Consider the following 22,235-nt stretch of genomic DNA (forward strand, 5'->3'; position numbering starts at 1 on the left):
CCGGAACCCAGAGATCGGAAGACGAACCCTGTGACCCGCATCCTGTATCTGAGTCTGTCCAACGCCACGTACTCCTCGAACTACTTCCCGTTCCTGCGCCGGTACATCGATGACTTCGTCTCCGAAGGCACCGAGGTCGAACTGAGGGGGGCCCGGGTCGGACGCATCGACAGCTTCCGGTTCTGGGAGGCCCTCGACTCCGTGTCGATCCTGGATTCCGTGCTGGACGCGGAGCAGTCCGGCTTCGACGCGGTCGCGATCGGGAACATCCTGGACCCCGCGCTGCGCGAGGCCCGCTCCATGGTCGACATCCCCGTGCTCGGCTACGGGGAGACCTCGATGTTGACCGCGTGCCTCATGGGCAGCAAGTTCGCCCTGGTGGGCGTCAACCCCTACTTCGGGGGACGCTTCGAGGAGAACGTCGCCAAGTACGGGCTGCGCGAACGACTGGCCGGCATCGAGTGCATGGACCTCACCCCGCACGAGCTGGACGCCTGCTTCTCGGACGACGAGGGCCGCAAGAGGGCCACCGACTCGTTCCTGGCGGCGGCCCGGGCGACCATGGCCCGCGGGGCCGAGGTCATCATCCCGGCGGGCGGCCGTATCACGGCGTTCCTCAACTCCGTCGGTCTGCGCGAGGTGGATGGCGCGCCCATCCTCGACGGCACTGCGACCCTGCTGGCCATGACCGAGTCGGCGGTACGGATCCGTGCCGCGGCGGGTTCCTTCGTCAGCCGGCGACGCCTGTACGCCAAGGCCCCCACCGACGTGATCGGGGCAGCGGCGGCCGAATACGCCGAGAGTTATGGGCTGCCCGCGCTGGCCCGGCTCGCAGACCCCGCCACCGAGGCCCCGGAGGAGAAGGAATGAGCATGCCCCAGCCCATCGGACCGCCGGTCTACCCCCTGAGCAAGCAGGACACCTTCGTGTCCAACCTCGACCGGCTGAGGGAGACCTCGGACGCCGTGGCGGACGCGTTCCGAGGCCTGCGTCACGCGGCCGACGCGCACGGCACGTTGGACGCGAAGCAGCGCGAACTCTGTCTGCTGACAGGCTTCGCCGTCACCCGCAACGAGGGCGGGTTCCGCGTCCACTGCACCCGCGCCAAGGACGCGGGCGCGACGCTGGAGGAGATCGAGCAGGTCGTCATCCTCATGCTTGGCACAGCCATGGGCCTGGTCCCGGTCGTCGAAGCGCTCAGCTGGGCGCACGACGAGCTGAAGTGACCGGAAACGTTGTCCCACTACCCGCAACGCCCCCTTCGGAAGGCCGAAGGCATCGACAGGAGGACATCATGGCCGACGTCAATCAGCCGAAGAAGGCTCTCGTGGTGGGCGCCGGCTCCGGCATCGGACGGGCCACGGCCCTGCGCTTGGCGGACACGGGCATCATCACCGCCGTAGCCGATCTGAACGCCGAGGCCGTCCAGACGCTGGCGAAGGAGCACTCGAACATCGTCGCCCTGGGTGACAGGCAGTGGGACGCGACCGACCCGGAAGCCTGTGACCGCATGCTCGAGGAAGCCGTCGATGCACTGGGACGCGTCGACCACGTGATCTCCACCGTGGGCTGGACGGCCATCACACCGTTCCTGGAGGAGTCGCCCGACTATTGGCGACGCATCATCGACGTGAACCTGATGTCGAGCATCTACCTCGCGGCGGCGGCGGGAAGGGTGCTGCGTGAGCATGGCGGCAGCATCGTTCTCACCTCGTCCGAGGCGGGCACGGTGGGAACATCGGGTGAAACGGTCTACTCCGCGGCCAAGGCGGGCGTCATCGCGCTGGTCAAGTCACTCGCCCGCGAGTGGGCCCGCCACGGCATCAGGGTCAACGCGGTGGCCCCCGGGATCACCGCAACGCCACTGCTGGAGAGCCAGGGCGGGGACTCACTGCTGTCGAAGATCGTTCGGGGGGTCCCGCTGCGCAGGGCGGGAGAGCCCGAGGAAGTCGCCGCCGCCCTCACCTTCCTCGCGCTCGACGACGCGAGCTACATCACCGGCCAGACCCTGTGCGTGGGCGGCGGTCTGACCATGGGGTCGTAGACCCGGACACACATCACGAGTGCGGCGCGGCCTGCGGCGGCACGTACGGACAACTCCCGATGGTGAGGACACCATGGAACTCGACAGCAAGACGATCATCATCACGGGTGGCTCTCGTGGCATGGGACAGCGCCTCGCGCTCCGGCTTGGCGGCGAAGGCGCCAACGTCGTCGTCAACTACCGGCGCGACGCCGAGGCGGCGGAACAGACCGTCGCCCGTGTCGAGGAAGCCGGCGGCAGAGCCCTGGCCGTGCAGGCCGACATCTCGGACACCGAAGCCGTCGAGGCGCTCGTGGAGACCGTGGCCGACCGATTCGGGAAGATCGACGTCATCGTCGCCAATGCGGCGGCCAGCGCGTTCAAGCCACTGACGCAGATCCACTCCCATCACATAGCCAAGACGATGGGCATCACGGTCCAGGGCTTCCTCGATCTGGCGCGCGCCGGCGCCCAGCACATGCCGCCCGGCGGGAGGATCGTCGCCGTCTCCGGATGGGACAGCTTCCGCGTCCTCCCGGGCCACGGACTCCTCGGCGCCGCCAAGGCGGCCATGGAGACGATCGTGAAGTACTTCGCGATCGAACTGGGCAGCCGCGGCATCACCGCCGTCGGAGTCTGCCCGGGGCCCATCGACACCGATTCCTTCCGGTACTACGCCGGCGAGGCCTGGGAGGACTACGAACGCCACTGGCTGGCCCAGACACCCTCCGGTGCCTACCCCACACCGGAAGAGGTCGCCGAGGTCATGGCGTTTCTCTGTTCCCCGCGCAGCGCGGCCATCAACGGCCAGACGATCGTCGTCGACGGCGGGCTGTCGCTCGCCACGATGCCGATGTCCTTCGGGCAGGGCTGACACCATGACCACCGCAATGAACGTCGCGGCGCAGACGGTCGTCCAGCTCATGAGCCAGATCGAGCGCCGGCCCCGCCACTCCGTTGCAGTCGAGGGATCCGACGGCCGGCACCGGCTCACCGTCGCCAGCCTGACCGAGGCATCGAACCGGCTGGCCAACGCCTTCATCGGCCTCGGGCTGGCCCCTGGCGACCGGGTGGCCTACGTCGCGCAGAACCACGTCGAGTACGTGGTGCTCGAGTTCGCGCTGCTGAAGGCGGGACTGGTCAAGGTCCCGCTCAACCACCGGTTCACGCCGCACGAGCTCCGCCGGTGCATGGAGCTCGCCGACGTCCGCCTTGTGGTCGCGGACGGCCTGGCTGCCGCCGCTGTCGACGAGGTCGTCGACGGTGACGAACTCCTGAAGGTCGTCCTGGGCGAACGGCCGGGCTGGCGTTCATTCGACGCCCTGGCCGCCGCGGGCTCGCCACTGCGGCCACGGGTCCACGTGGGTCCAGACGACCTTTACCACATCAGGTTCAGCTCCGGTTCGACGGGACGGCCCAAGGGCATCGCGATCTCGCACCGCGGGGCACGCGCGGCGATCCTCGGCAACACCTGGGTGATGAGCACGAGTGGACCGACACTCGCTCCCCGAACCCTGCAGGTGGCGCCCCTGGTGTACGCAGGCGGATGGAGCGTCCTGCCCACGCTGCTGTGCGGGGGTACGAACGTGGTCCTTCCGCGGTTCGACGCGGACGAGACACTCCGGGTGATCAAGGACGAGCGGATCGACTGGATGTTCGCCGTTCCCACCATGCTGCGCCGGATCAGCGCTTCCGACGAACTCCCGCTGCTGCGTGAGGCACAGCTCTCCTGCCTGATGCTTGCCGGTGAACCCGCCGCCCTTCCGGCGCTCGAGATTGTCGGCGAACACACGGACGCACTGCTCCAGTGCTGGGGGCAGACGGAGGCACCCGCGTCCACCACCCTGCTCAGTCGGCAGGAGATGAGGACACCCGAGCTGTGGCCCTCCATCGGCCGGCCTGTTCCCGGCGTGGAGTTCTCCCTCCTCGTCGGCGGTGAGGTGATCGAGGAGGTAGCGCCCGGCATTCAGGGAGAGCTGGTGATCCGCACCCCGAGCATCACTACGGCGCTCCTCGGCGCCGAGGCCGAGCACGCCGACCGCCTTCTTTCCGACGGTTGGTGGCGCACCTCGGACCTGGGTCACTTCGACGAGGAGGGCCGCGTCTTCATCGTCGGCCGCGCCAGCGAGACGATCATCACCGGCGGCACCAACATCCAGCCTGTCGAGATCGAACGTGCATTTGAAGAGCACCCCGGAGTGCGTGAGGCCGTCGTGGTGGGCGTTCCCGACGAGCAGTGGGGCGAGACCCCGGCGGCGCTGGTCCACGCGCCCGACCTCGACGCCCTCAAGGCGGAGGAGCTCACGGATTGGGTGCGCGGCAAACTGGCCGGATTCAAGAATCCCCGCCACGTCTACCTCTCGAGCGACCCGATTCCTCGGGCCTCCGGCGAGTCCAAGATCGCTCGCGGTGACATCAAGCGGATGCTCCGCGCGTGGGTGGCGGATCCCACCCACGTCCCTGCCAACGTGACAAAGGTGGTGACCCCTCGTGGATGAGGTCGTGGTCGACGGTGCGGACGTGATCGGTTCGGTGCGGCTGAACCGTCCGGAGCGTGGCAACTCGGTGACGCCGGCCGTCGTTACGGAACTCGGTGACGCCGTCCAGAGGCTGTGCGACACGAACGGGGTCAAAGCGGTCGTGCTGACCGGGACGGGTTCGGTGTTCTGCGCCGGGGCCGACGTCCGGGAGATGTTCGACGTGTACCACGGCGACGGCGCCGACGGCCTGATGGACTACCTCGCCGACGTGTGGATGCCCGCTGTGCAACGCACGGTCCGCCTCATCTGGGGCGCCCCGAAGCCGATCGTCGCCGCGTTCAACGGCGCGGCCACGGCCGGTGGGCTCGACTTCGGTCTGGCCTGTGACGTGCGCGTAGCCGCTTCCACCGCGCGTTTCGCTGAGAGCTACGTCAACCTAGGGATGGTTCCGGTGGCCGGCGGCGCCTACCTGCTGCCCCTGGTGGCGGGCCTGCCAGCCGCCACCGCTCTGCTGGCATCGGGCGCCTTTGTCAACGCCGACCGGGCTCTCGGCCTCGGCATCGTGAACGAGGTGTGCGAGCCCGACGAGCTGGATGCCTGCGCATTGCGGTGGGCGTCGGACATGGCTCACGGGCCCGTCGAGACTTTCGCGCGGGTCAAAGGTATCGCCCGCGGTGCCTCGACACCGGCCTTCGAGACAGCCCTGCGCGACAGCCTCGCCGCGAACATCGCACTGATCGCGCGCCCCGAGGTCAGAGAACGCATCGTTGCCGTCATGGAAAGGTTCAGTCTCGCGACGGCACAGCGCGGTTGATTGCTTCAGGTCATTGGGCAGGCTCGCATGCGCGCCGTGGAAGACGGCGCGCCAGTCAGGGCCCGTGCATGCGGGAGGCGACCTGAGCGCGTAGCTGAGTTGCGGTCGGTGATCGGCTGGCTTGGCGCACTCGGGGGTGAACAGCCGCAGCTCGGCGTACACGGGACTTTCGTATCAGCCTTCCGACACTCCTCGCGCGCGTCGCGCTCCTCGCCGTAACACCGCTGGGGAGCACGCCGCTCAGGGCGCAGCGGCGCAACCGGGACGGGTAAACATGAGTTGCCGGTGAGAAGCTGCCGTCGTTGAAGCATCACCGCTTTTGGCGGTGCGGCCCACGATGCTGATCAGCCGCCGATTGCCGACATGGGTCTGTCGGGCTGGACGAAGGACGGATCGTCCAGCCCGGCTCCTGCCTTCTTGCCCCACATCGCCAGGCGCCAGATCCGGGCGATCTCCTCGTCCGGGGCGCCGGAGCGCAGCGCGGCGCGGAGGTCGGTCTCCTCACGGGCGAACAGGCAGGTGCGGACCTGGCCGTCGGCGGTGAGGCGGGTGCGGTCGCAGGCCGAGCAGAACGGGCGGGTGACGGAGGCGATGACGCCGACGCGGTGCGGACCGCCGTCGACCAGCCAGCGTTCCGCCGGGGCCGAGCCACGCTCGTCCTGGCCCTCGGGGGTCAGCTCGAAACGGGTGCGCAGGGAGGTCAGGATGTCGCCCGCCGTGACCATGCCGTCGCGCTTCCAGCCGTGCTGGGCGTCCAGGGGCATCTGCTCGATGAAGCGCAGCTCGTAGTCGTGTTCCACGGCCCAGGCCAGGAGGTCGGGGGCCTCGTTCTCGTTCAGGCCCGGCATCAGGACCGAGTTGACCTTGACGGGGGTCAGGCCGGCGTCGCGGGCGGCGGCCAGGCCTTCGAGGACGTCCTGGTGGCGGTCGCGGCGGGTGAGGGTCTTGAAGACGTCCGGGCGGATGGTGTCCAGGGAGACGTTCACCCGGTCCAGGCCGGCCGCCTTCAGGGCCGTCGCCGTGCGCTTGAGGCCGATGCCGTTGGTGGTGAGGGACATCTGGGGGCGGGGGGCGAGGGCCGCCACGCGCTCCACGATGCCGACCAGGCCGGGGCGCAGCAGCGGCTCGCCGCCGGTGAAGCGGACCTCCGTGATGCCCAGGGTGCGGACGGCTATGTCGATGAGGCGGACGATCTCGTCGTCGCTGAGCAGGTCGGGCTTGGCCAGCCACTGCAGGCCCTCCTCGGGCATGCAGTACGTGCAGCGCAGATTGCACCGGTCGGTCAGCGAGACCCTCAGGTCGGTGGCCACCCGGCCGTAGGTGTCGATGAGCACGTGCGCCCCCCTCGTCGTACCGAACACAAGGCCCTTGCAGGTCAGAATTGCCGTCTGACAGTGAAGTAATTGCATTGCCGCTTCCCGCGTCGTCACTTCCATGACGTCGGGATGCTGTTGCGCTCGCTGGGCTCAGTGTCCGACGGATGCTGGGCTCGGCAAGCAATCACCGACTGCCCGCCAGCATGCCATCGCGCAAGACTGCGGTGGGAGGGAGTTTCTTGTCCCTGGCTGCGGCGCAGCTCGAGGCGCGCTCAGTTTTCCCTGACGTTTTGTCATTAGGAGGTGCGTTATGGCTCGGGCACGGGCGGGGAGGGCTTCGTGGTCGCGGGCCAGGTGTTAGTGGAGTGTGCTGTGGTCTTGACGGACTCCAGGAGCAGCTGGGCGACGTCGACGACCGTGATGGACTCCTTGGCCTTGCCTTCGTTCTTCTTGCCGTTGACCGAGTCGGTCAGCATGACGAGGCAGAACGGGCAGGCGGTGGAGACGATGTCCGGGTTGAGGGAGAGGGCCTCGTCGACGCGCTCGTTGTTGATGCGCTTGCCGATCCGCTCCTCCATCCACATCCGCGCGCCACCGGCGCCACAGCAGAAGCCGCGCTCCTTGTGGCGGTGCATCTCCTGCTGACGCAGGCCCGGGACGGCGGACATGATCTCGCGCGGGGGCGTGTAGATCTTGTTGTGCCGGCCCAGGTAGCAGGGGTCGTGGTAGGTGATCAGGCCCTCGACCGGGGTCACCGGGATCAGCTTGCCCTCGTCGATGAGGTGCTGGAGCAGCTGGGTGTGGTGGATGACCTCGTAGTCGCCGCCGAGCTGCGGGTACTCGTTGCCGAGGGTGTTGAGGCAGTGCGGGCAGGTGGCGACGATCTTCTTGGCCGACTTGGGCTTCTTCGTCGACTCGTCCTCGTCGTCCTCGCCGAAGGCCATGTTCAGCGCGGCGACGTTCTCCATGCCGAGCTCCTGGAACAGGGGCTCGTTGCCGAGGCGGCGGGCGGAGTCACCGGTGCACTTCTCGTCGCCGCCCATGATGGCGAACTTGACGCCCGCCATGTGGAGCAGCTCCGCGAAGGCCTTGGTGGTCTTCTTGGCCCGGTCCTCCAGCGCGCCGGCGCAGCCGACCCAGTACAGGTACTCGACCTCGGAGAGGTCCTCGATGTCCTTGCCGACGACCGGGACCTCGAACTCGACCTCCTTGAGCCACTCCAGGCGCTGCTTCTTCGCCAGGCCCCAGGGGTTGCCCTTCTTCTCCAGGTTCTTGAGCATCGTGCCCGCCTCGGACGGGAACGCGGACTCGATCATCACCTGGTAGCGGCGCATGTCGACGATGTGGTCGACATGCTCGATGTCGACGGGGCACTGCTCGACACAGGCACCGCAGGTCGTGCAGGACCACAGGACGTCGGGGTCGATGACGCCGTTCTCCTCGACGGTCCCGATCAGCGGCCGCTCGGCCTCGGCGAGGGCGGCTGCGGGCACGTCCTTGAGCTGCTCCTCGGACGCCTTCTCCTCGCCCTCCATGGTCTTGCCGCCACCGGCGAGGAGGTAGGGGGCCTTGGCGTGCGCGTGGTCCCGCAGCGACATGATCAGCAGCTTGGGGGACAGCGGCTTGCCGGTGTTCCAGGCCGGGCACTGCGACTGACAGCGACCGCACTCGGTACAGGTGGAGAAGTCGAGGATGCCCTTCCAGGAGAACTGCTCGACCTGGGACACACCGAAGACGTCGTCGTCACCGGGGTCGGTGAAGTCGATCGGCTTGCCGCCGGAGGTCATCGGCTGCAGTCCGCCCAGCGCGGTGGCGCCGTCGGCGTTGCGCTTGAACCAGATGTTCGGGAAGCCGAGGAAACGGTGCCAGGCGACACCCATGTTGGTGTTCAGCGAGACCGTGATCATCCAGATCAGCGAGACGCCGATCTTGATCATCGCGGTGAAGTACACCAGGTTCTGGAGGGTGGAGGGGTCGATGTCCTTGAAGGCGAGGACCAGCGGGTACGAGGCGAAGTACCCGGCCTCGTAGTGGTCCACGTGGTGGATGGCGCCCTCAAGGCCGCGCAGCGTGTAGATCGCGAGGCCGATGGTGAGGATGACGTACTCGACGAAGTACGCCTGCCAGGCCTTGGAGCCCGCGAAACGCGACTTGCGGCCGGCCCGGGAGGGCAGGTTGAGCAGCCGGATGGCGATCAGCACCAGGATGCCGAGGATCGTCATCACACCGATGAACTCGATGTACATCTCGAACGGCAGGAAGCCGCCGATCACCGGCAGCGTCCAGTCCGCCTGGAACAGCTGGCCGTACGCCTGGGCGAGGGTCGGCGGCAGCGTCAGGAAGCCGATCGCGACGAACCAGTGGGCGAAGCCGACGATCCCCCACCGGTTCATCCGGGTGTGGCCGAGGAACTCCTTGGCCAGGGTGATCGAGCGCGCCTTCGGGTCGTCCGTACGGCTGCCCGCCGGTACCGGCTGACCGAGCTTCACGAACCGGTAGATCTGCGCCACGGCTCGGGCGATGAGCGCAACGCCGACCACGGTCAGGACCAGCGACACGATGATCGCGGCGAGTTGCATTGGGGGATCACTTCCTCAGCGTTTCCGGACGGGCTGTCTCGCGCCCGCGAGCGCTGTGTACAGAGTTGGGCGCACGTCTCAGCCCTTGCGGGCGTTGATCTCCTCGGTGAGCTGGGGGACGACGTCGAAGAGGTCGCCGACGACGCCGTAGTCGACGAGGTCGAAGATCGGGGCCTCGGCGTCCTTGTTGACGGCCACGATGGTCTTGGAGGTCTGCATGCCGGCGCGGTGCTGGATGGCGCCGGAGATGCCGTTGGCGATGTACAGCTGCGGGGAGACGGACTTGCCGGTCTGGCCGACCTGGTTGGTGTGCGGGTACCAGCCGGCGTCCACGGCGGCGCGGGAGGCGCCCACGGCCGCGCCGAGGGAGTCGGCGAGGGATTCGATGAGCGCGAAGTTCTCGCTGCCGTTGACGCCGCGGCCGCCGGAGACGACGATCGCGGCCTCGGTCAGCTCCGGACGCCCGGTCGACTCGCGCGGGGTGCGGCCGGTGACCTTGGTGCCGGTGGCCAGCGCGCCGAACGTCACCGCGAGGGCCTCGACCGCACCGGCGGCTGGGGCGGCCTCGACGGCGGCGGAGTTGGGCTTGACGGTGATGACCGGGGTGCCCTTGGCGACCCGGGACTTGGTGGTGAAGGAGGCCGCGAACACCGACTGGGTGGCCACCGGGCCCTCGTCGGACGCTTCGAGGTCGACGGCGTCGGTGATGATGCCGGAACCGATGCGCAGCGCCAGGCGGGCGGCGATCTCCTTGCCCTCGGCGGAGGAGGGGACGAGAACGGCGGCCGGGGACACGGCCTCGTACGCGGCCTGCAGCGCGTCGACCTTGGGGACGACGAGGTAGTCGGCGTACTCGGCGGCGTCGTGCGTGAGGACCTTGACCGCACCGTGCTCGGCGAGGGCGGCGGCCGTGTCGGCGGCACCGGAACCGAGGGCGACGGCGACGGGCTCGCCGATGCGGCGGGCCAGGGTCAGCAGCTCCAGGGTGGGCTTGCGGACGGCGCCGTCCACGTGGTCGACGTAGACGAGAACTTCAGCCATGGGATTGCTCTCCTGCGGATTGCGAAGGCTTGAGGGGAGGGGCGGGCCTCAGCCGGGCCGTGGGCCGCGGCGGGCCGCAGGGGCTAGATGAACTTCTGGCCCGCGAGGAACTCGGCGAGCTGCTTGCCGCCCTCGCCCTCGTCCTTGACGATCGTTCCGGCGGTGCGCGCCGGGCGCTGGGCCGCGGAGTCGACAGCCGTCCAGGCGCCCTCCAGGCCGACCTCTTCGGCCTCGATGTCGAGGTCGGACAGGTCCCAGGACTGCACCGGCTTCTTCTTCGCCGCCATGATGCCCTTGAAGGACGGGTAACGCGCCTCGCCCGACTGGTCGGTGACCGAGACCACGGCCGGCAGGGAGGCCTGAAGCTGCTCGCTCGCGGCGTCGCCGTCACGGCGGCCCTTGACCGTGCCGTCCTCGACGGAGATCTCGGAGAGCAGCGTGACCTGCGGGACACCCAGACGCTCGGCCAGCAGCGCCGGGACGACACCCATCGTGCCGTCGGTGGAGGCCATGCCGGAGATCACCAGGTCGTAGCCGGCCTTCTCGATCGCCTTGGCCAGCACCAGGGAGGTGCCGAGGGCATCGGTGCCGTGCAGGTCGTCGTCCTCGACGTGGATCGCCTTGTCGGCGCCCATCGACAGCGCCTTGCGCAGCGCGTCCTTGGCGTCCTCCGGACCCACGGTCAGCACGGTGATCTCGGCGTCGTCGGCCTCGTCGGCGATCTGCAGCGCCTGCTCCACCGCGTACTCGTCCAGCTCGGAGAGCAGGCCGTCCACGTCGTCACGGTCGACGGTCAGGTCATCGGCGAAGTGCCGGTCGCCAGTGGCGTCGGGCACGTACTTCACAGTGACAACGATCCTCAAGCTCAAGGCATGCCCCTTCATAAACGATCTCTACAGTGGCGTACTTTATTGACAATGCGAGAAGAGTATGACATTTAAATTCTTGTTAGATCAATACTGACTGCTTCCAGGGCACCGGTACGGACCGACGCATCGGCCGTGGCTGGGCGGCCGCACGCCAACGCCCGTGGATGCCTCGACACCTGGCGTGCCGGACGTGAAGGAGGTCGCCGTGCTCATCGGTGTGGTGAAGGAGTCCAAACCGGGCGAGTCGCGGGTCGCGACCACGCCAACGACCGCCGCGCAGCTGCTGAAGCTCGGCTACGAAGTGGTGGTCGAGCCGGGTGCGGGTGCGGCATCGAGCTTTCCCGACGACGCGTACGCCGAGGCGGGCGCCACCATCGGTGATCCCCTGGCGGCCGACATCGTGTTCGGGGTAAACCCGCCGTCGGCGGAACAGCTGGACGGGCTGCGCGAAGGTGCCACGCTCGTCAGCCAGTTGGGGCTGGCGGGGAAGCCCGACCGAGTGGAGGACCTGGCCGGCCGGCCGATCACCGTGCTCGCCATGGACGCCGTACCGCGAATCTCGCGTGCCCAGTCGCTGGACGTGCTGTCCTCGATGGCCAACATCGCCGGCTACCGAGCCGTGGTCGAGGCGGCCCATGCGTTCGGCCGGTTCTTCACCGGCCAGGTCACGGCCGCGGGCAAGGTACCTCCGGCCAAGGTGCTGGTCGCCGGTGCCGGTGTCGCCGGCCTCGCGGCGATCGGCGCCGCCGGCAGTCTGGGCGCGGTGGTGCGTGCCACCGACCCGCGACCGGAGGTGGCCGACCAGGTCAGGTCACTCGGGGGCGAGTACCTGGCGATCGAGTCCCCCGAGGCGGCGGTCAGCGCGACCGGATACGCCAGAGAGATGGGGGACGGCTACAAGGCGCGTGAGGTAGAGCTGTACGCCACGCAGTGTCAGGACGTCGACATCGTCATCACCACCGCCCTCATCCCAGGGAGGCCGGCGCCGCGACTGATCACCGCCGAGATGGTGGCCGACATGAAGCCGGGCAGCGTGATCGTGGACATGGCCGCGTCCAACGGCGGCAACGTGGCGGGCTCCGTCGCGGGTCACAAGGTGGTCACCGACAACGGGGTGACCATCATCGGCTACACCGACCTCGCGGGCCGGCTTCCCGCCCAGGCCTCCCAGCTGTATGGCACCAACCTGGTCAACCTCATGAAGCTGCTGACGCCGGACAAGGACGGCACGCTGGTGCTGGACTTCGACGATGTCGTGCAGCGTTCGATGACCGTGGTACGTAAGGGGGAGCTGACCTGGCCTCCGCCGCCGGTGCAGGTGTCGGTGACTCCGACGGCGGCGCCTGCGGCGACGCCGGTTCGGGACGAGAGCGCGGCTCCGCGAGTCATCTCCCCCGCCAAGCGGTTCACGGCGGTCGCGGCGGTCGGCGCACTGCTGTTCGTGACGGCCGCGCTGTCGCCGCGCGCACTCCAGGGCCATCTGACCGTCTTCGCTCTCGCGATCGTGGTCGGCTACTACGTGATCGGGCATGTGCACCATGCCCTGCACACTCCGCTGATGTCGGTGACCAACGCGATCTCCGGCGTCATCGTGGTCGGGGCGCTGCTGCAGATCGGCCACGGGGACACGGCGATCACGGCCGTCTCGTCCGTCGCGATCCTGCTCGCCGCCATCAACATATTCGGTGGGTTCGCCGTCACCCGGCGCATGCTCGCCATGTTCTCCAGGAGCTGACTCCGCATGGCTGTCGACACCGCCGCACAGGCGGCATACATCGTCTCGGCACTGCTGTTCATCCTGGCCCTGGCGGGCCTGTCGAGACACGAAACCGCCAAGGCCGGCAATACCTTCGGCATCGTCGGCATGACGGTGGCGCTGATCGCGACGGTCGCGCTGGCCATCGACCAGGACCTGGAGAACTCTGGCCTCGGCCTGCTGATCGGCGCCACCGCCGTCGGTGCCCTCATCGGGCTCCGACGGGCCAAGGCGGTGGAGATGACCGGTATGCCGGAGCTGATCGCGCTCCTGCACAGCTTTGTTGGGCTGGCCGCGGTCATGGTCGGCTGGAACGGATACCTCCACGTCGAGGCGGACCTCGACGGCAGCGGAGCGCAGGCGCTGCGCGTCACGGACACACTGGGCATTCACCATGCCGAGGTGTTCGTCGGCGTGTTCATCGGCGCGGTGACGTTCACCGGTTCCGTCGTGGCCTTCCTCAAGCTGTCCGCACGGATGAAGTCCGCGCCGCTGACGCTTCCCGGCAAGAACGCCCTCAACGTCGGCGCCCTCCTTGCGTTCGCCGTGCTGACCACCTGGTTCGTGATCGAGCCGAGTTTCTGGCTTCTGGTGGCGGTCACCGCGATCGCATTGCTGCTCGGGTGGCACCTGGTGGCCTCGATCGGCGGCGGTGACATGCCGGTCGTGGTGTCCATGCTGAACAGCTACTCCGGCTGGGCCGCGGCCGCGTCGGGTTTCCTCCTGGAGAACGACCTGCTGATCATCACGGGTGCCTTGGTCGGTTCCTCCGGCGCGTACCTGTCCTACATCATGTGTAAGGCGATGAACCGGTCCTTCATCTCCGTGATCGCCGGTGGCTTCGGGATCGAGGCGGGACCGGGCGGTGACCAGGACTACGGCGAGCACCGCGAGATCGGTGCCGAAGGCGTCGCAGAGATGCTCACCGGCGCCGACTCAGTGATCATCACCCCCGGCTACGGTATGGCGGTCGCGCAGGCGCAGCACGGTGTGGCCGAACTGACCCGCATCTTGAGGGAGAAGGGCAAGGACGTCCGCTTCGGGATTCATCCGGTCGCCGGGCGGCTCCCCGGCCACATGAATGTGTTGCTGGCCGAGGCCAGAGTGCCCTACGACATCGTGCTGGAGATGGACGAGATCAACGACGACTTCGACGGCACGTCGGTGGTGCTCGTCATTGGCGCCAACGACACTGTCAACCCGTCGGCGATGGACGACCCCGGCAGCCCGATCGCCGGTATGCCGGTACTGCGGGTCTGGGATGCCGACAACGTCGTGGTCTTCAAGCGGTCCATGGCCTCCGGTTACGCCGGCGTGCAGAACCCGCTGTTCTTCCGGGAGAACTCGGCGATGCTGTTCGGCGACGCCAAGGAGCGTGTCGAGGACATCCTCCGCGCACTCTGACGCCGTTTCGGTCGGCCGCTGACGCGGCCTCATCTGATATCCATCACGCTGCCTTTCCCGAAATCCCCTCAACCCGCACCGGGCCGCCAGGGCCGGTCTCGACAGAGCCGAGGTGCGCAGGCTGGGCGCCGCCCTCGTGTTTGGCAAGGAACTCTTCCTCCAAGAAACCCCAGTTACCGGTAGTACTCCAGTGTGGTTTCGTGATCTGCCCAGTGGGTTCGCTGGTGGTCCGTGGCTGCGCCGGGCTGTGGCCTGGTGGCGTCTGCCCCAGTTTGACCAGTGCAGAGCCTGGCCGCAGCCATGGCCGGTGAGTTGCGGGCGGCGCCGAGCAGGTGGCGGATTTCCGGGACGGCGGCCAGCGTGATCGGATCGCGGCTGTGGACCAGGTGGTGCGTGCTGGCGGGCCGCTCGGGGGCTGCGTCGGAGGCGCGGGCAGTCAGAAGGCCAAGGCGAGCATGGCGAGGGTGATGTGCGGGTGCCATGAGGTCGCCGGTCACCCACGGTGCCCGTATTCCGGCGTCCAGCGCGGCGGCGATCATCTTCCAGGCCAGGCGGGGTTTGGTCTGGAACCGCACCTCGTCGGGTATCCCCGCCGCGTGTGCCCGGCGTCAGCGCACCAGGAGCGCTCGGGCAAGTAGGGTCTGCGGTCGATCAGCGTCCGCCCCCGGCTAGTGGCATAGGCGAGGTGTGTTCACGACGTCCCGGAGATCACAGGTTCTGGGGACTCCCGTCGCCGGCCAGCTCACTCTGTCCCGTTTTTCCAGGCAGTGATCATCGGCTCGATCAACGCACACTGCCCCGACATTGAGCTTTCGCCGCCCCGAGGCGCATGCTGGCTGTATACGGCTCACCGTTGAGGCCCCTGAGTTGCATGGCTAAGGCCTCCTGCGGTGGGAGGGAATAGGACCATGGACTCCGATACTGCTGGCGGCTACACCGCCTCAGCCATCATCGATGGCCGGGGAACCGTGACGGGCTGGAGTGCAGAGGCCCGTCGGCTGTTGGGTTACACGGCCGCAGAAGTTGTGGGACAGGCCGCCGGTCTCCTGCTTGCGGAAGACCTGTCTGAATCATTGCTGCGTTCCCTGGCGGACCGGGTCCCAGGGGCGGATCAGGCCAGGTGGCACGGGACGGTCCGGCTGCGACACCGGGACGGTCACAGTGTGGAGGCCAGGTTGCTGGCGCATCACCGGCTGTCCGAGGGCCAAACGGAGAGCGACTGGCTGGTCATGTCGCCTGTCATGGGCAAGGCCAGTCCTGAAGGTGACGTCGCTCTGCTGGAGCGGACTCTCGCCCAGCAGTCCTGCGCCATTGCGATCTACGGCAGTAACCAGCGCATGCGGCTGGCGAATGTCGAAATGGAAAGGGCTTTCGGTCTCACACAGGCAGAGATGTGTGGGCTGCGCATGTCGGAGATCGTTCCCCACCCTGATATGGAGGCTACCGACAAAGCCATCCGTGAGGTGCTGGAGACTGGCAGGCCACAGCATCGGGAGAATGTCGTCCGTACGCCGGGCCAGGGCCGCCACCACCAGGCATGGGCGGTCTCCCTCGCCCCGGTGAAAGACGCCGGCGGCGCGGTGGACGCCGTGTGTGTCAGTGCGCACGATGAGACGCAGCAGTACTGGGCGCGGAAGCGGCTCCAGTTGCTCAACGAGGCGAGCGCGAGTATCGGCAGCACCCTGGACATGGTGCGCACCGCACAGGAACTCGTCGACGTCGCCGTTCGAGGGCTCGCGGACTTCGTCAGTGTCGACATACTCACCCCGCGTCACGGTGACTGCGGACCGCCCTACCCGTTGCGGACGATCGCGCCTGTCGCGCTCCGTCATCTCGCCCATGCGTCGGTCACCGAGAGCTGCCCTGAGATTCCCTTCGCGGTGGACGACCTGAGGACATATTCGCAGGGGTCACCCCAGGCCGAATGCCTGGGGACCGGGCGCACCGTCTTGCGCCCGATGACGGAGTCGGACTCCCCCGGCAGCCCATCTGCGGATCATGACACAGCGGACGGTGAGGCACGGCGATCGGCGTTCCACTTGTTGGTGGTTCCGATGCGCGCACGCGGGGAGACCCTGGGGGCGGCCGTCTTCGGCCGCCGCCAGCTTCAGGAGGCGTTCGACCCCGACGACCTGCTGCTCGCCGAGGAGATCACGGCCCGCGCCGGGCTCTGCATCGACAACGCCCGTCGCTACACCCGTGAGCGGAGCACGGCTCTCACCCTGCAGCGCAGTCTTCTGCCTCGACGGCTGCCACGGCAGGCGGCGGTCGAGGTCGCGTCCCGTTACCTTCCCGCCGACCCCCGGGCCGGCGTGGGCGGCGACTGGTTCGACGTCATCCCGCTCTCCGGAGCGCGGGTGGCGCTGGTGGTCGGCGACGTGGTCGGCCACGGCATCCAGGCATCCGCCACTATGGGCCGCCTGCGTACCGCGGTGCGAACCCTGGCTGACGTGGATCTCCCACCTGACGAACTGCTGACCCACCTCGACGACCTTGTCACTCGCCTCGCCGACGAGGATGCCGACGGGGAGTACGACCCTGATGCCGATCCGGACATCGTCGGCGCCACCTGTCTCTACGCGGTCTACGACCCGGTCTCCCGCCGTTGCACCCTGGCGCGCGCGGGGCATCCACTGCCCTTCGTGGTCACTCCCGGGGGAACTGTCGGCCTCCTCGACCTCCCGGCAGGTCCACCGCTGGGCCTGGGCGGCCTGCCCTTCGAATCGGCCGAGGTGGAACTGGACGAGGGCAGCCTGTTGGTCCTCTACACCGACGGACTCGTCGAGGCTCGGGACCGCGACATCGACCAAGGACTCGACATGCTGCGTCAGGCGCTCACCTGGCCTGCACGGTCCCTGGACGAGGCATGCGACACGGTGCTCGAAGTCCTGTTGCCCGATCGCCCTCAGGACGACATCGCCCTGCTGATCGCCCACCCCAACGCCCTGGACGCCGGACAGGTCGCCACCTGGGACATACCGGCCGATCCCGCAGCCGTGGCCCAGGCCCGCAAGAACGTCTCCGCTCAAGTTGCTGAATGGGGACTCGAAGAGGCTCTCTTCGCCACCGAGTTGGTGGTCAGCGAGCTGGTCACCAACGCCATCCGGTACGGCGAACCGCCTATCCAGTTGCGTCTGATCCATGACCGCACGCTGATCTGCGAAGTCACCGACGCAAGCAATACAGCCCCTCACCTGCGCCGTGCCCGGGTCTTCGACGAGGGTGGCCGCGGGCTCCTTCTCGTGGCCCAGCTCACTCAGGGCTGGGGCACCCGCCAGTCGTCCACCGGAAAGACCATCTGGGCCGAGCAGGCGCTGCCGGATGCGGCGCCGAATCCTGGCCCGTTCGTTGGGGACGCGCAGGAGGAGCTCCCTTCGTCAGGAAACGGCGCCGTCTCAGCCTGTTCGGGGCCATGAATCCGCCCTTGGCCTGCCGCCGGTCCAGCCCTGTCCCCCTCCGACAGGGCCCGCAGCGGGTGATCGACGCCCGGCGTCGATGGAGTGGGGCGGTGCCGCAAGCCTGATCGGAGAGCATGCCAAGGGTCGCACCGGCTTCCGGGGGAGCCTGCTGTCGAGTGCCCTCTTACCGGTCTCGTCAACTACACCTGGGGCGCCGAGTCGCAGGTGGGCGGAACAAGAGGTCGCGGTAGTCCCGCGAGGAGAAGCTCGTACATGCCCCGTTGACAGGCGGGTGGATGCGGGGCCGGTAGCAGCACATCGCGGTGATCGAGACCCGTCGCCGGACTCTCACGAGGGAAGTCTCCCCGCGCCACAACCCGGCCTCGCCCTCAGGCGACGTAGGCCACGAGGGGTTTCCCAGCCGTGCGCGGCGGGGCCATTAGCGCGTCTTCTCCCAGCCGAACGAACCCTTCATCACTTCTTGTTCCCGCTCTTCTTGCTGCTGGGGACTCGGGAGACGGGCTTCATCATCGCCGCAGTGACGTACGGAACCGCCGGGGAGCGGCCGTGTCCTGGGCGGGAACCTATGCGGTGCCAGTGTCGGAGGGAAGGTTCCGGAGGCAGGCGGTCACCCTCAGTAAGCGCCTGCCTCCGGCTCGCACCACCGCGCCTGGCGTTCCGTGCCTCGCGGTGCGGGGCGAGGCACGGAATCCAGTGGATCAGGGCGCGGGGTGGGAGTCGTGGGTCTGGCCCAGAAGCCGTCTGGCTCTCTCCAGGACGGGCTTGTCGACCATCCGGCCGTCGACCGCGGTGACGGAGTCCCCTGCGGCGACGACGGTGCGCGCCCACTCCAACTCCGCCTCCGACGGGGCGAATCCGCGGCCGACCGCCTCGACCTGGGCCGGGTGGATGCAGAGTTTCCCGGTGAAGCCCAGGCTGCGCCCGTGCATGACGTCCTTGTGCAGGACCTCGGCGTCCCTCACCGTGGTGGTGACCCCGTCGACCGGTGGGCAGATGCCGGCTGCGGCGGAGGCCGAGACGAGCTTGGAGCGTGCGTACGTGAGGGCGGTGTGGTCGTCCCAGGCGATACCGAGCTGTCCGGCGAGGTCGACGTTGCCGAAGGCCGCACGGGCGACGCCCACCGTGGCGCACACCTCCCACGCCCGCTCCACACCGGCCGCTGTCTCGATGAGCGGAACGAGCTCACAGCGTCCGGCGACCCGGGCGGCGACTTCCGTGAGTACGGCCGGATCCTCTGCCTTGGGCACCATGACCGGGCAGCCGTGGCGGGCCGCCTCCGCCAGATCGGACTGGAACCACGGGGTTCCCGGCGGGTTGATCCGGACGACCGCGTCGTTCCCCTGTGCGAGCCAGTCGGCGGCGCTGGCACGGGCCTGTGCCTTGTCCTCAGACGCGACGGCATCTTCGAGGTCGATGATGACCAGGTCCGCACCGGAGGCTGCGGCCTTGGGAAAGCGGTCCGGGCGGTGCCCGGGGACGAAGAGCCAGCTACGAGCCGACGAGATGTACCTGCTGCCGTGGATCATGCGAACGTCACCTCGGCGGTGGCATGTCGGGCCTCTCGGCCAGAGGCGATACGCAGCTCCGTCCGGCCGTTCGCCAGGGTGCCGGCGGCGAGAAGGCGCTCGCCCGCGAAGGCCGGGCTCCGCAGGCGATAAGACACGGACCGCACCTGGCGGGTCGGGGCGTTGCGGTGGACGAGATCCATCATGAGCAGCACTAGAAGAGGGCCGTGGACGACCAGCCCCGGATAGCCCTCCACGTCCCGGGCGTAGGGCGCGTCGTAGTGGATACGGTGGGCATTGGAGGTGAGCGCGCTGAAGCGGAACAGCAGGGGCGGGTCCGGCCTCAGCGAGAGCTGCCACGCGTCGTCGGCCTGGGGTTCCGCCGACGTTTCGAGCGCCGGGGGCGCGCTCCGGGTGGGGCCGCGTCCGGACCGGTAAACAATGTCCTGCTCCTCGACGAGACAGGTCCGGCCCCCCTGCCGGTACTCGTTGCGCTGGGTCACGAAGAGCAGTTCGCCGGTTCTGCCGTGCTTGACCTCGACACTGTGTACGCTGCTGACCCGCTCGGCCCGCTCTCCGAGACGCAGGGGTTCGGAGACGGTGCAGCGCCCTCCGGCGAACATCCGCTGCCGGTCGGGGACGGGGGGCAGGAAATGGCCGTGAGCCGGGTGGCCGTCGGGCCCGAGATCGCACTGGGCGGGCCAGTCCAAGAAGTAGAGCCAGTGCCATAGCGCCGGGAGAGGAGCCCCGGAGCCTGCGACCGGTTCGGGTCCGTCGAGCAACGCCGCCAGCGCCGCGACGGGTCCTGGGAGCAGCGGGTCCACGCAGGTGGCCGAGCCCGGCTTCCATGACTCCACGTGCGCTTGCAGGGGACTCGTACTGAGCTGCATCGGTCCGTCCTTGGGAGCGGTGGGGTGGACGCGGGCGCTGCGCCGCTGAAGGGCCCGGCCCGTCGGCTGACGACCTTGACATAGTTGTAAGACAATTACATGATTGTCAATAGAGGCGCGCTTATGGACGCACGGTGACAACGCCCGCCCGGCGTGGAAGCAGGGGTTGATTCCTCTTGGCCGGTTTCCCTCTGGTCCTGGGTGTGCAGCGGTTCTTGCGGCCGTGGAAGCACCCGCAGTGCGCCGTTCCGCAGAAGGGAATCACGTTGACGCCATCACCCCAGCCGCTCGGCGGTCTGCGCATCATCGAAGGCGCTTCCTTCGTGGCCGGCCCATCGGCCGGCCTGGCTCTCGCCCAGCTCGGGGCGGATGTCATCCGGGTCGACCCTCCGGGCGGTGGAAGCGATTTCCTTCGTTGGCCGCTCTCCTCCACCGGGGACAGCCTGTTCTGGGCCGGCCTCAACAAGGGCAAGCGGTCCGTGACGATCGACCACCGCACTGAGCAGGGACGGGAACTGCTGCTCGCCCTCGCCACGGCGCCCGGACGCGGGGCGGGGATCTTCCTGGACAACATGGTCGGCCGACACCGGCTGACGTACGACGAACTGCGTGCTCGGCGCGAGGACGTCATCCATGTGCACCTCCAGGGCAGGAGTGACGGATCCCCGGCCGTCGACTACACGATCAACGCGGAAGTGGGAGTACCGCAGATGACCGGTCCCCAGGGCGTGGAACAGCCGGTCAATCACGTACTGCCCGCCTGGGATCTGCTGTCCGGAATGGTCGTGGCCTCGGGAATCCTGGCAGCTGTCCTCCATCGTGAGCGTGAGGGTCAGGGAGCTCAGATCGAACTCGCCCTGGCGGACGTGGCGTTGGCAGGCGTCGGCAACATGGGATGGCTGGCGGAAGCGGAGATGAGGGGTGGTCCGCGAGTCCGCCAGGGAAATCACATGTACGGCTCCTTCGGCGTGGACTTCGAGACCTTGGACGGCCGTCGGCTGATGGTGGTCGCCCTGACAGAGGGGCAATGGCGCGCGCTGCGTGACGTTACCGAGACGGGTGCGGTCTTCGCCGCGCTGGAGCAGGTCCTGGGCGCGGACCTGAGCCAGGAGGGCGACAGGTATCGGCTGCGTGAGACGATCGCCGCCGTACTGAGGCCATGGTTCGCCCAGCGGGACTTCGGCGCGGTGCGCGAACTGCTCGAGCGCGCGAAGGTCCTGTGGAGTCCGTACCTGGACATGGCCGAAGCGGCTCGCGCCGCACGCGCTGACGAGACGTCGGTGGCGGCGGAGATGGACCAACCTGGGATCGGCCCTCTGCTGGCCACCGGCCGACCGCTGCGGTGGGCCGGCACCGGGGCGGCTCCCGTGCCGGCGCCACGTCTCGGCGAACACACCGAGGACGTGCTGTCCGACCTCCTCGGCCTCTCGAGCGAGGAGATCGGCCGACTGCGGGACGAGGGTGTCGTCCGTGTAGGCGGCGACGGCAGCCGGCGAAGTCGACGGCCGTCCAGCCCGGAGCTTCCCCCAGGCGCGCCGCGACGGCCCAGTCTGCCCGCGCGGGCGTGACCTCCCCGGAACTCGCTCTCCGGTGGCGACGCGGGTTGGCGTTGCTGGGCCACGCCGCCCGGCAGGTCCCCTCTGGTGCGTGCCGGTAGAAGGGCGGGCCTTTGTGGTCTTCCGTCGGCCTTGATCGACATATCTACAGCGACGGGTTACGGACTGGCATGGTGGACGGAGGGTCTGCGACGGTCGTGTCTGGGGCGCCTTCCTGAGTGCTCGGCTGGATCGCCCCCCGTCGGGGCTGTGTATACGACCACGCCGCACCGGTGTCGCCAACCGGCCGCACCTGCCCTCGACGCGATCTTGTGCAGCAGCATCGCCGGCGCCCGCAACTGGCCGGCCGCTCCGCTGGTCACAGATCCCCCCGTGGTCGTCAGCCGCTGTTCGGACGGCCCGTGGCGGTGGGCACTCCCGTGACAGCCGGGAGCGATGCGGCGGTCGGCGATGACGTCGAGGCAGACGCGCCCATCACGAGGTGGCAACGACCCGAATGTCGCTGCCAGGGCTCTTGACGGACAGTTGTTAGGCAGCTTTGAATGCAGTCTGACATTAGCTCGCTTGGTAGAAGTCGCGCCAG

General features: G+C 68.4%; 16 protein-coding genes. 10 read left to right on the forward strand and 6 right to left on the reverse strand.

Annotated elements, in window-relative coordinates:
• The first annotated feature begins 30 nt into the window (after positions 1 to 30).
• The 6 genes from OG858_RS40435 to OG858_RS40460 all read left to right on the forward strand — a co-directional run bounded on the left by OG858_RS40435 (position 31) and on the right by OG858_RS40460 (position 5,317).
• A complete protein-coding gene (locus tag OG858_RS40435) occupies positions 31 to 870 on the forward strand; it encodes an aspartate/glutamate racemase family protein (protein ID WP_327725603.1) in 840 nt (279 codons plus the stop codon).
• 2 nt (positions 871 to 872) lie between these two features.
• Positions 873 to 1,226 carry a carboxymuconolactone decarboxylase family protein gene (locus OG858_RS40440; RefSeq protein ID WP_327725604.1) on the forward strand — a complete coding sequence of 118 codons (354 nt, stop codon included), beginning with the start codon at positions 873 to 875 and terminating at the stop codon, positions 1,224 to 1,226.
• A 68-nt stretch (positions 1,227 to 1,294) separates the two neighbouring features.
• Positions 1,295 to 2,044 carry an SDR family NAD(P)-dependent oxidoreductase gene (locus tag OG858_RS40445; RefSeq protein WP_327725605.1) on the forward strand — a complete coding sequence of 250 codons (750 nt, stop codon included), beginning with the start codon at positions 1,295 to 1,297 and terminating at the stop codon, positions 2,042 to 2,044.
• Between the two features lie 73 nt (positions 2,045 to 2,117).
• Positions 2,118 to 2,897, forward strand: coding sequence for an SDR family oxidoreductase (locus OG858_RS40450; RefSeq protein ID WP_327745467.1), 780 nt, complete (start codon positions 2,118 to 2,120; stop codon positions 2,895 to 2,897).
• Positions 2,898 to 2,901: 4 nt separating this feature from the next.
• On the forward strand, positions 2,902 to 4,521 hold the full coding sequence (locus OG858_RS40455) for a class I adenylate-forming enzyme family protein (protein WP_327745468.1): 1,620 nt from the start codon (positions 2,902 to 2,904) through the stop codon (positions 4,519 to 4,521).
• The gene (locus tag OG858_RS40460) at positions 4,514 to 5,317 is read left to right on the forward strand and encodes an enoyl-CoA hydratase/isomerase family protein (protein ID WP_328543935.1); all 804 of its coding nucleotides are present in this window, start codon (positions 4,514 to 4,516) and stop codon (positions 5,315 to 5,317) included. Before OG858_RS40455 ends, OG858_RS40460 begins: the two co-directional genes overlap by 8 nt.
• A 344-nt stretch (positions 5,318 to 5,661) precedes the next feature.
• Here the strand turns inward: OG858_RS40460 and moaA are convergent, their stop codons facing one another.
• The 4 genes from moaA to OG858_RS40480 form a co-directional block, all read right to left on the reverse strand.
• Complete coding sequence (gene moaA / locus OG858_RS40465; RefSeq protein WP_327745470.1) at positions 5,662 to 6,651, reverse strand: GTP 3',8-cyclase MoaA; 990 nt, start codon at positions 6,649 to 6,651, stop codon at positions 5,662 to 5,664.
• Between the two features lie 290 nt (positions 6,652 to 6,941).
• Positions 6,942 to 9,212: a (Fe-S)-binding protein gene (locus tag OG858_RS40470; RefSeq protein WP_327747926.1), complete on the reverse strand. Its 2,271-nt coding sequence runs from the start codon at positions 9,210 to 9,212 to the stop codon at positions 6,942 to 6,944.
• 78 nt (positions 9,213 to 9,290) lie between these two features.
• Positions 9,291 to 10,253: an electron transfer flavoprotein subunit alpha/FixB family protein gene (locus OG858_RS40475; RefSeq protein WP_046917103.1), complete on the reverse strand. Its 963-nt coding sequence runs from the start codon at positions 10,251 to 10,253 to the stop codon at positions 9,291 to 9,293.
• A gap of 83 nt (positions 10,254 to 10,336) precedes the next feature.
• A complete protein-coding gene (locus OG858_RS40480) occupies positions 10,337 to 11,122 on the reverse strand; it encodes an electron transfer flavoprotein subunit beta/FixA family protein (RefSeq protein WP_028796744.1) in 786 nt (261 codons plus the stop codon).
• A 181-nt stretch (positions 11,123 to 11,303) separates the two neighbouring features.
• Here OG858_RS40480 and OG858_RS40485 point away from each other — a divergent pair, with 181 nt between their 5' ends.
• From OG858_RS40485 to OG858_RS40500, 3 genes are all read left to right on the forward strand, one after another.
• On the forward strand, positions 11,304 to 12,857 hold the full coding sequence (locus OG858_RS40485; protein WP_455681698.1) for a Re/Si-specific NAD(P)(+) transhydrogenase subunit alpha: 1,554 nt from the start codon (positions 11,304 to 11,306) through the stop codon (positions 12,855 to 12,857).
• Between the two features lie 6 nt (positions 12,858 to 12,863).
• A complete protein-coding gene (gene pntB / locus OG858_RS40490; protein WP_327725613.1) occupies positions 12,864 to 14,282 on the forward strand; it encodes a Re/Si-specific NAD(P)(+) transhydrogenase subunit beta in 1,419 nt (472 codons plus the stop codon).
• A 908-nt stretch (positions 14,283 to 15,190) separates the two neighbouring features.
• The gene (locus OG858_RS40500; protein WP_327747924.1) at positions 15,191 to 17,698 is read left to right on the forward strand and encodes a SpoIIE family protein phosphatase; all 2,508 of its coding nucleotides are present in this window, start codon (positions 15,191 to 15,193) and stop codon (positions 17,696 to 17,698) included.
• 701 nt (positions 17,699 to 18,399) lie between these two features.
• Here OG858_RS40500 and OG858_RS40505 read toward each other — a convergent pair.
• Both OG858_RS40505 and OG858_RS40510 read right to left on the reverse strand, forming a co-directional pair.
• Complete coding sequence (locus OG858_RS40505) at positions 18,400 to 19,227, reverse strand: HpcH/HpaI aldolase/citrate lyase family protein (protein WP_327725615.1); 828 nt, start codon at positions 19,225 to 19,227, stop codon at positions 18,400 to 18,402.
• Positions 19,224 to 20,096 carry a hypothetical protein gene (locus OG858_RS40510; RefSeq protein WP_327725616.1) on the reverse strand — a complete coding sequence of 291 codons (873 nt, stop codon included), beginning with the start codon at positions 20,094 to 20,096 and terminating at the stop codon, positions 19,224 to 19,226. Before OG858_RS40510 ends, OG858_RS40505 begins: the two co-directional genes overlap by 4 nt.
• Before the next feature lie 266 nt (positions 20,097 to 20,362).
• Here OG858_RS40510 and OG858_RS40515 point away from each other — a divergent pair, with 266 nt between their 5' ends.
• Entirely contained in the window at positions 20,363 to 21,664 is a 1,302-nt protein-coding gene (locus tag OG858_RS40515; protein WP_327725617.1) for a CoA transferase, read from the forward strand.
• Positions 21,665 to 22,235 lie beyond the last annotated feature (571 nt).

The organism is Streptomyces europaeiscabiei, from assembly GCF_036346855.1.
Classification (GTDB): Bacteria; Actinomycetota; Actinomycetes; order Streptomycetales; family Streptomycetaceae; genus Streptomyces; species Streptomyces europaeiscabiei.

Excerpts from the sequence above, each read along its gene's own strand:
- OG858_RS40510 (WP_327725616.1), bottom strand. The coding sequence starts at position 20,096 with ATGCAGCTCAGTACGAGTCCCCTGCAAGCGCACGTGGAGTCATGGAAG.
- OG858_RS40470 (WP_327747926.1), bottom strand. The coding sequence starts at position 9,212 with ATGCAACTCGCCGCGATCATCGTGTCGCTGGTCCTGACCGTGGTCGGC.
- OG858_RS40445 (WP_327725605.1), top strand. The coding sequence starts at position 1,295 with ATGGCCGACGTCAATCAGCCGAAGAAGGCTCTCGTGGTGGGCGCCGGC.
- OG858_RS40475 (WP_046917103.1), bottom strand. The coding sequence starts at position 10,253 with ATGGCTGAAGTTCTCGTCTACGTCGACCACGTGGACGGCGCCGTCCGC.
- OG858_RS40500 (WP_327747924.1), top strand. The coding sequence starts at position 15,191 with ATGGACTCCGATACTGCTGGCGGCTACACCGCCTCAGCCATCATCGAT.
- OG858_RS40505 (WP_327725615.1), bottom strand. The coding sequence starts at position 19,227 with ATGATCCACGGCAGCAGGTACATCTCGTCGGCTCGTAGCTGGCTCTTC.
- pntB (WP_327725613.1), top strand. The coding sequence starts at position 12,864 with ATGGCTGTCGACACCGCCGCACAGGCGGCATACATCGTCTCGGCACTG.
- OG858_RS40450 (WP_327745467.1), top strand. The coding sequence starts at position 2,118 with ATGGAACTCGACAGCAAGACGATCATCATCACGGGTGGCTCTCGTGGC.
- OG858_RS40440 (WP_327725604.1), top strand. The coding sequence starts at position 873 with ATGCCCCAGCCCATCGGACCGCCGGTCTACCCCCTGAGCAAGCAGGAC.
- OG858_RS40455 (WP_327745468.1), top strand. The coding sequence starts at position 2,902 with ATGACCACCGCAATGAACGTCGCGGCGCAGACGGTCGTCCAGCTCATG.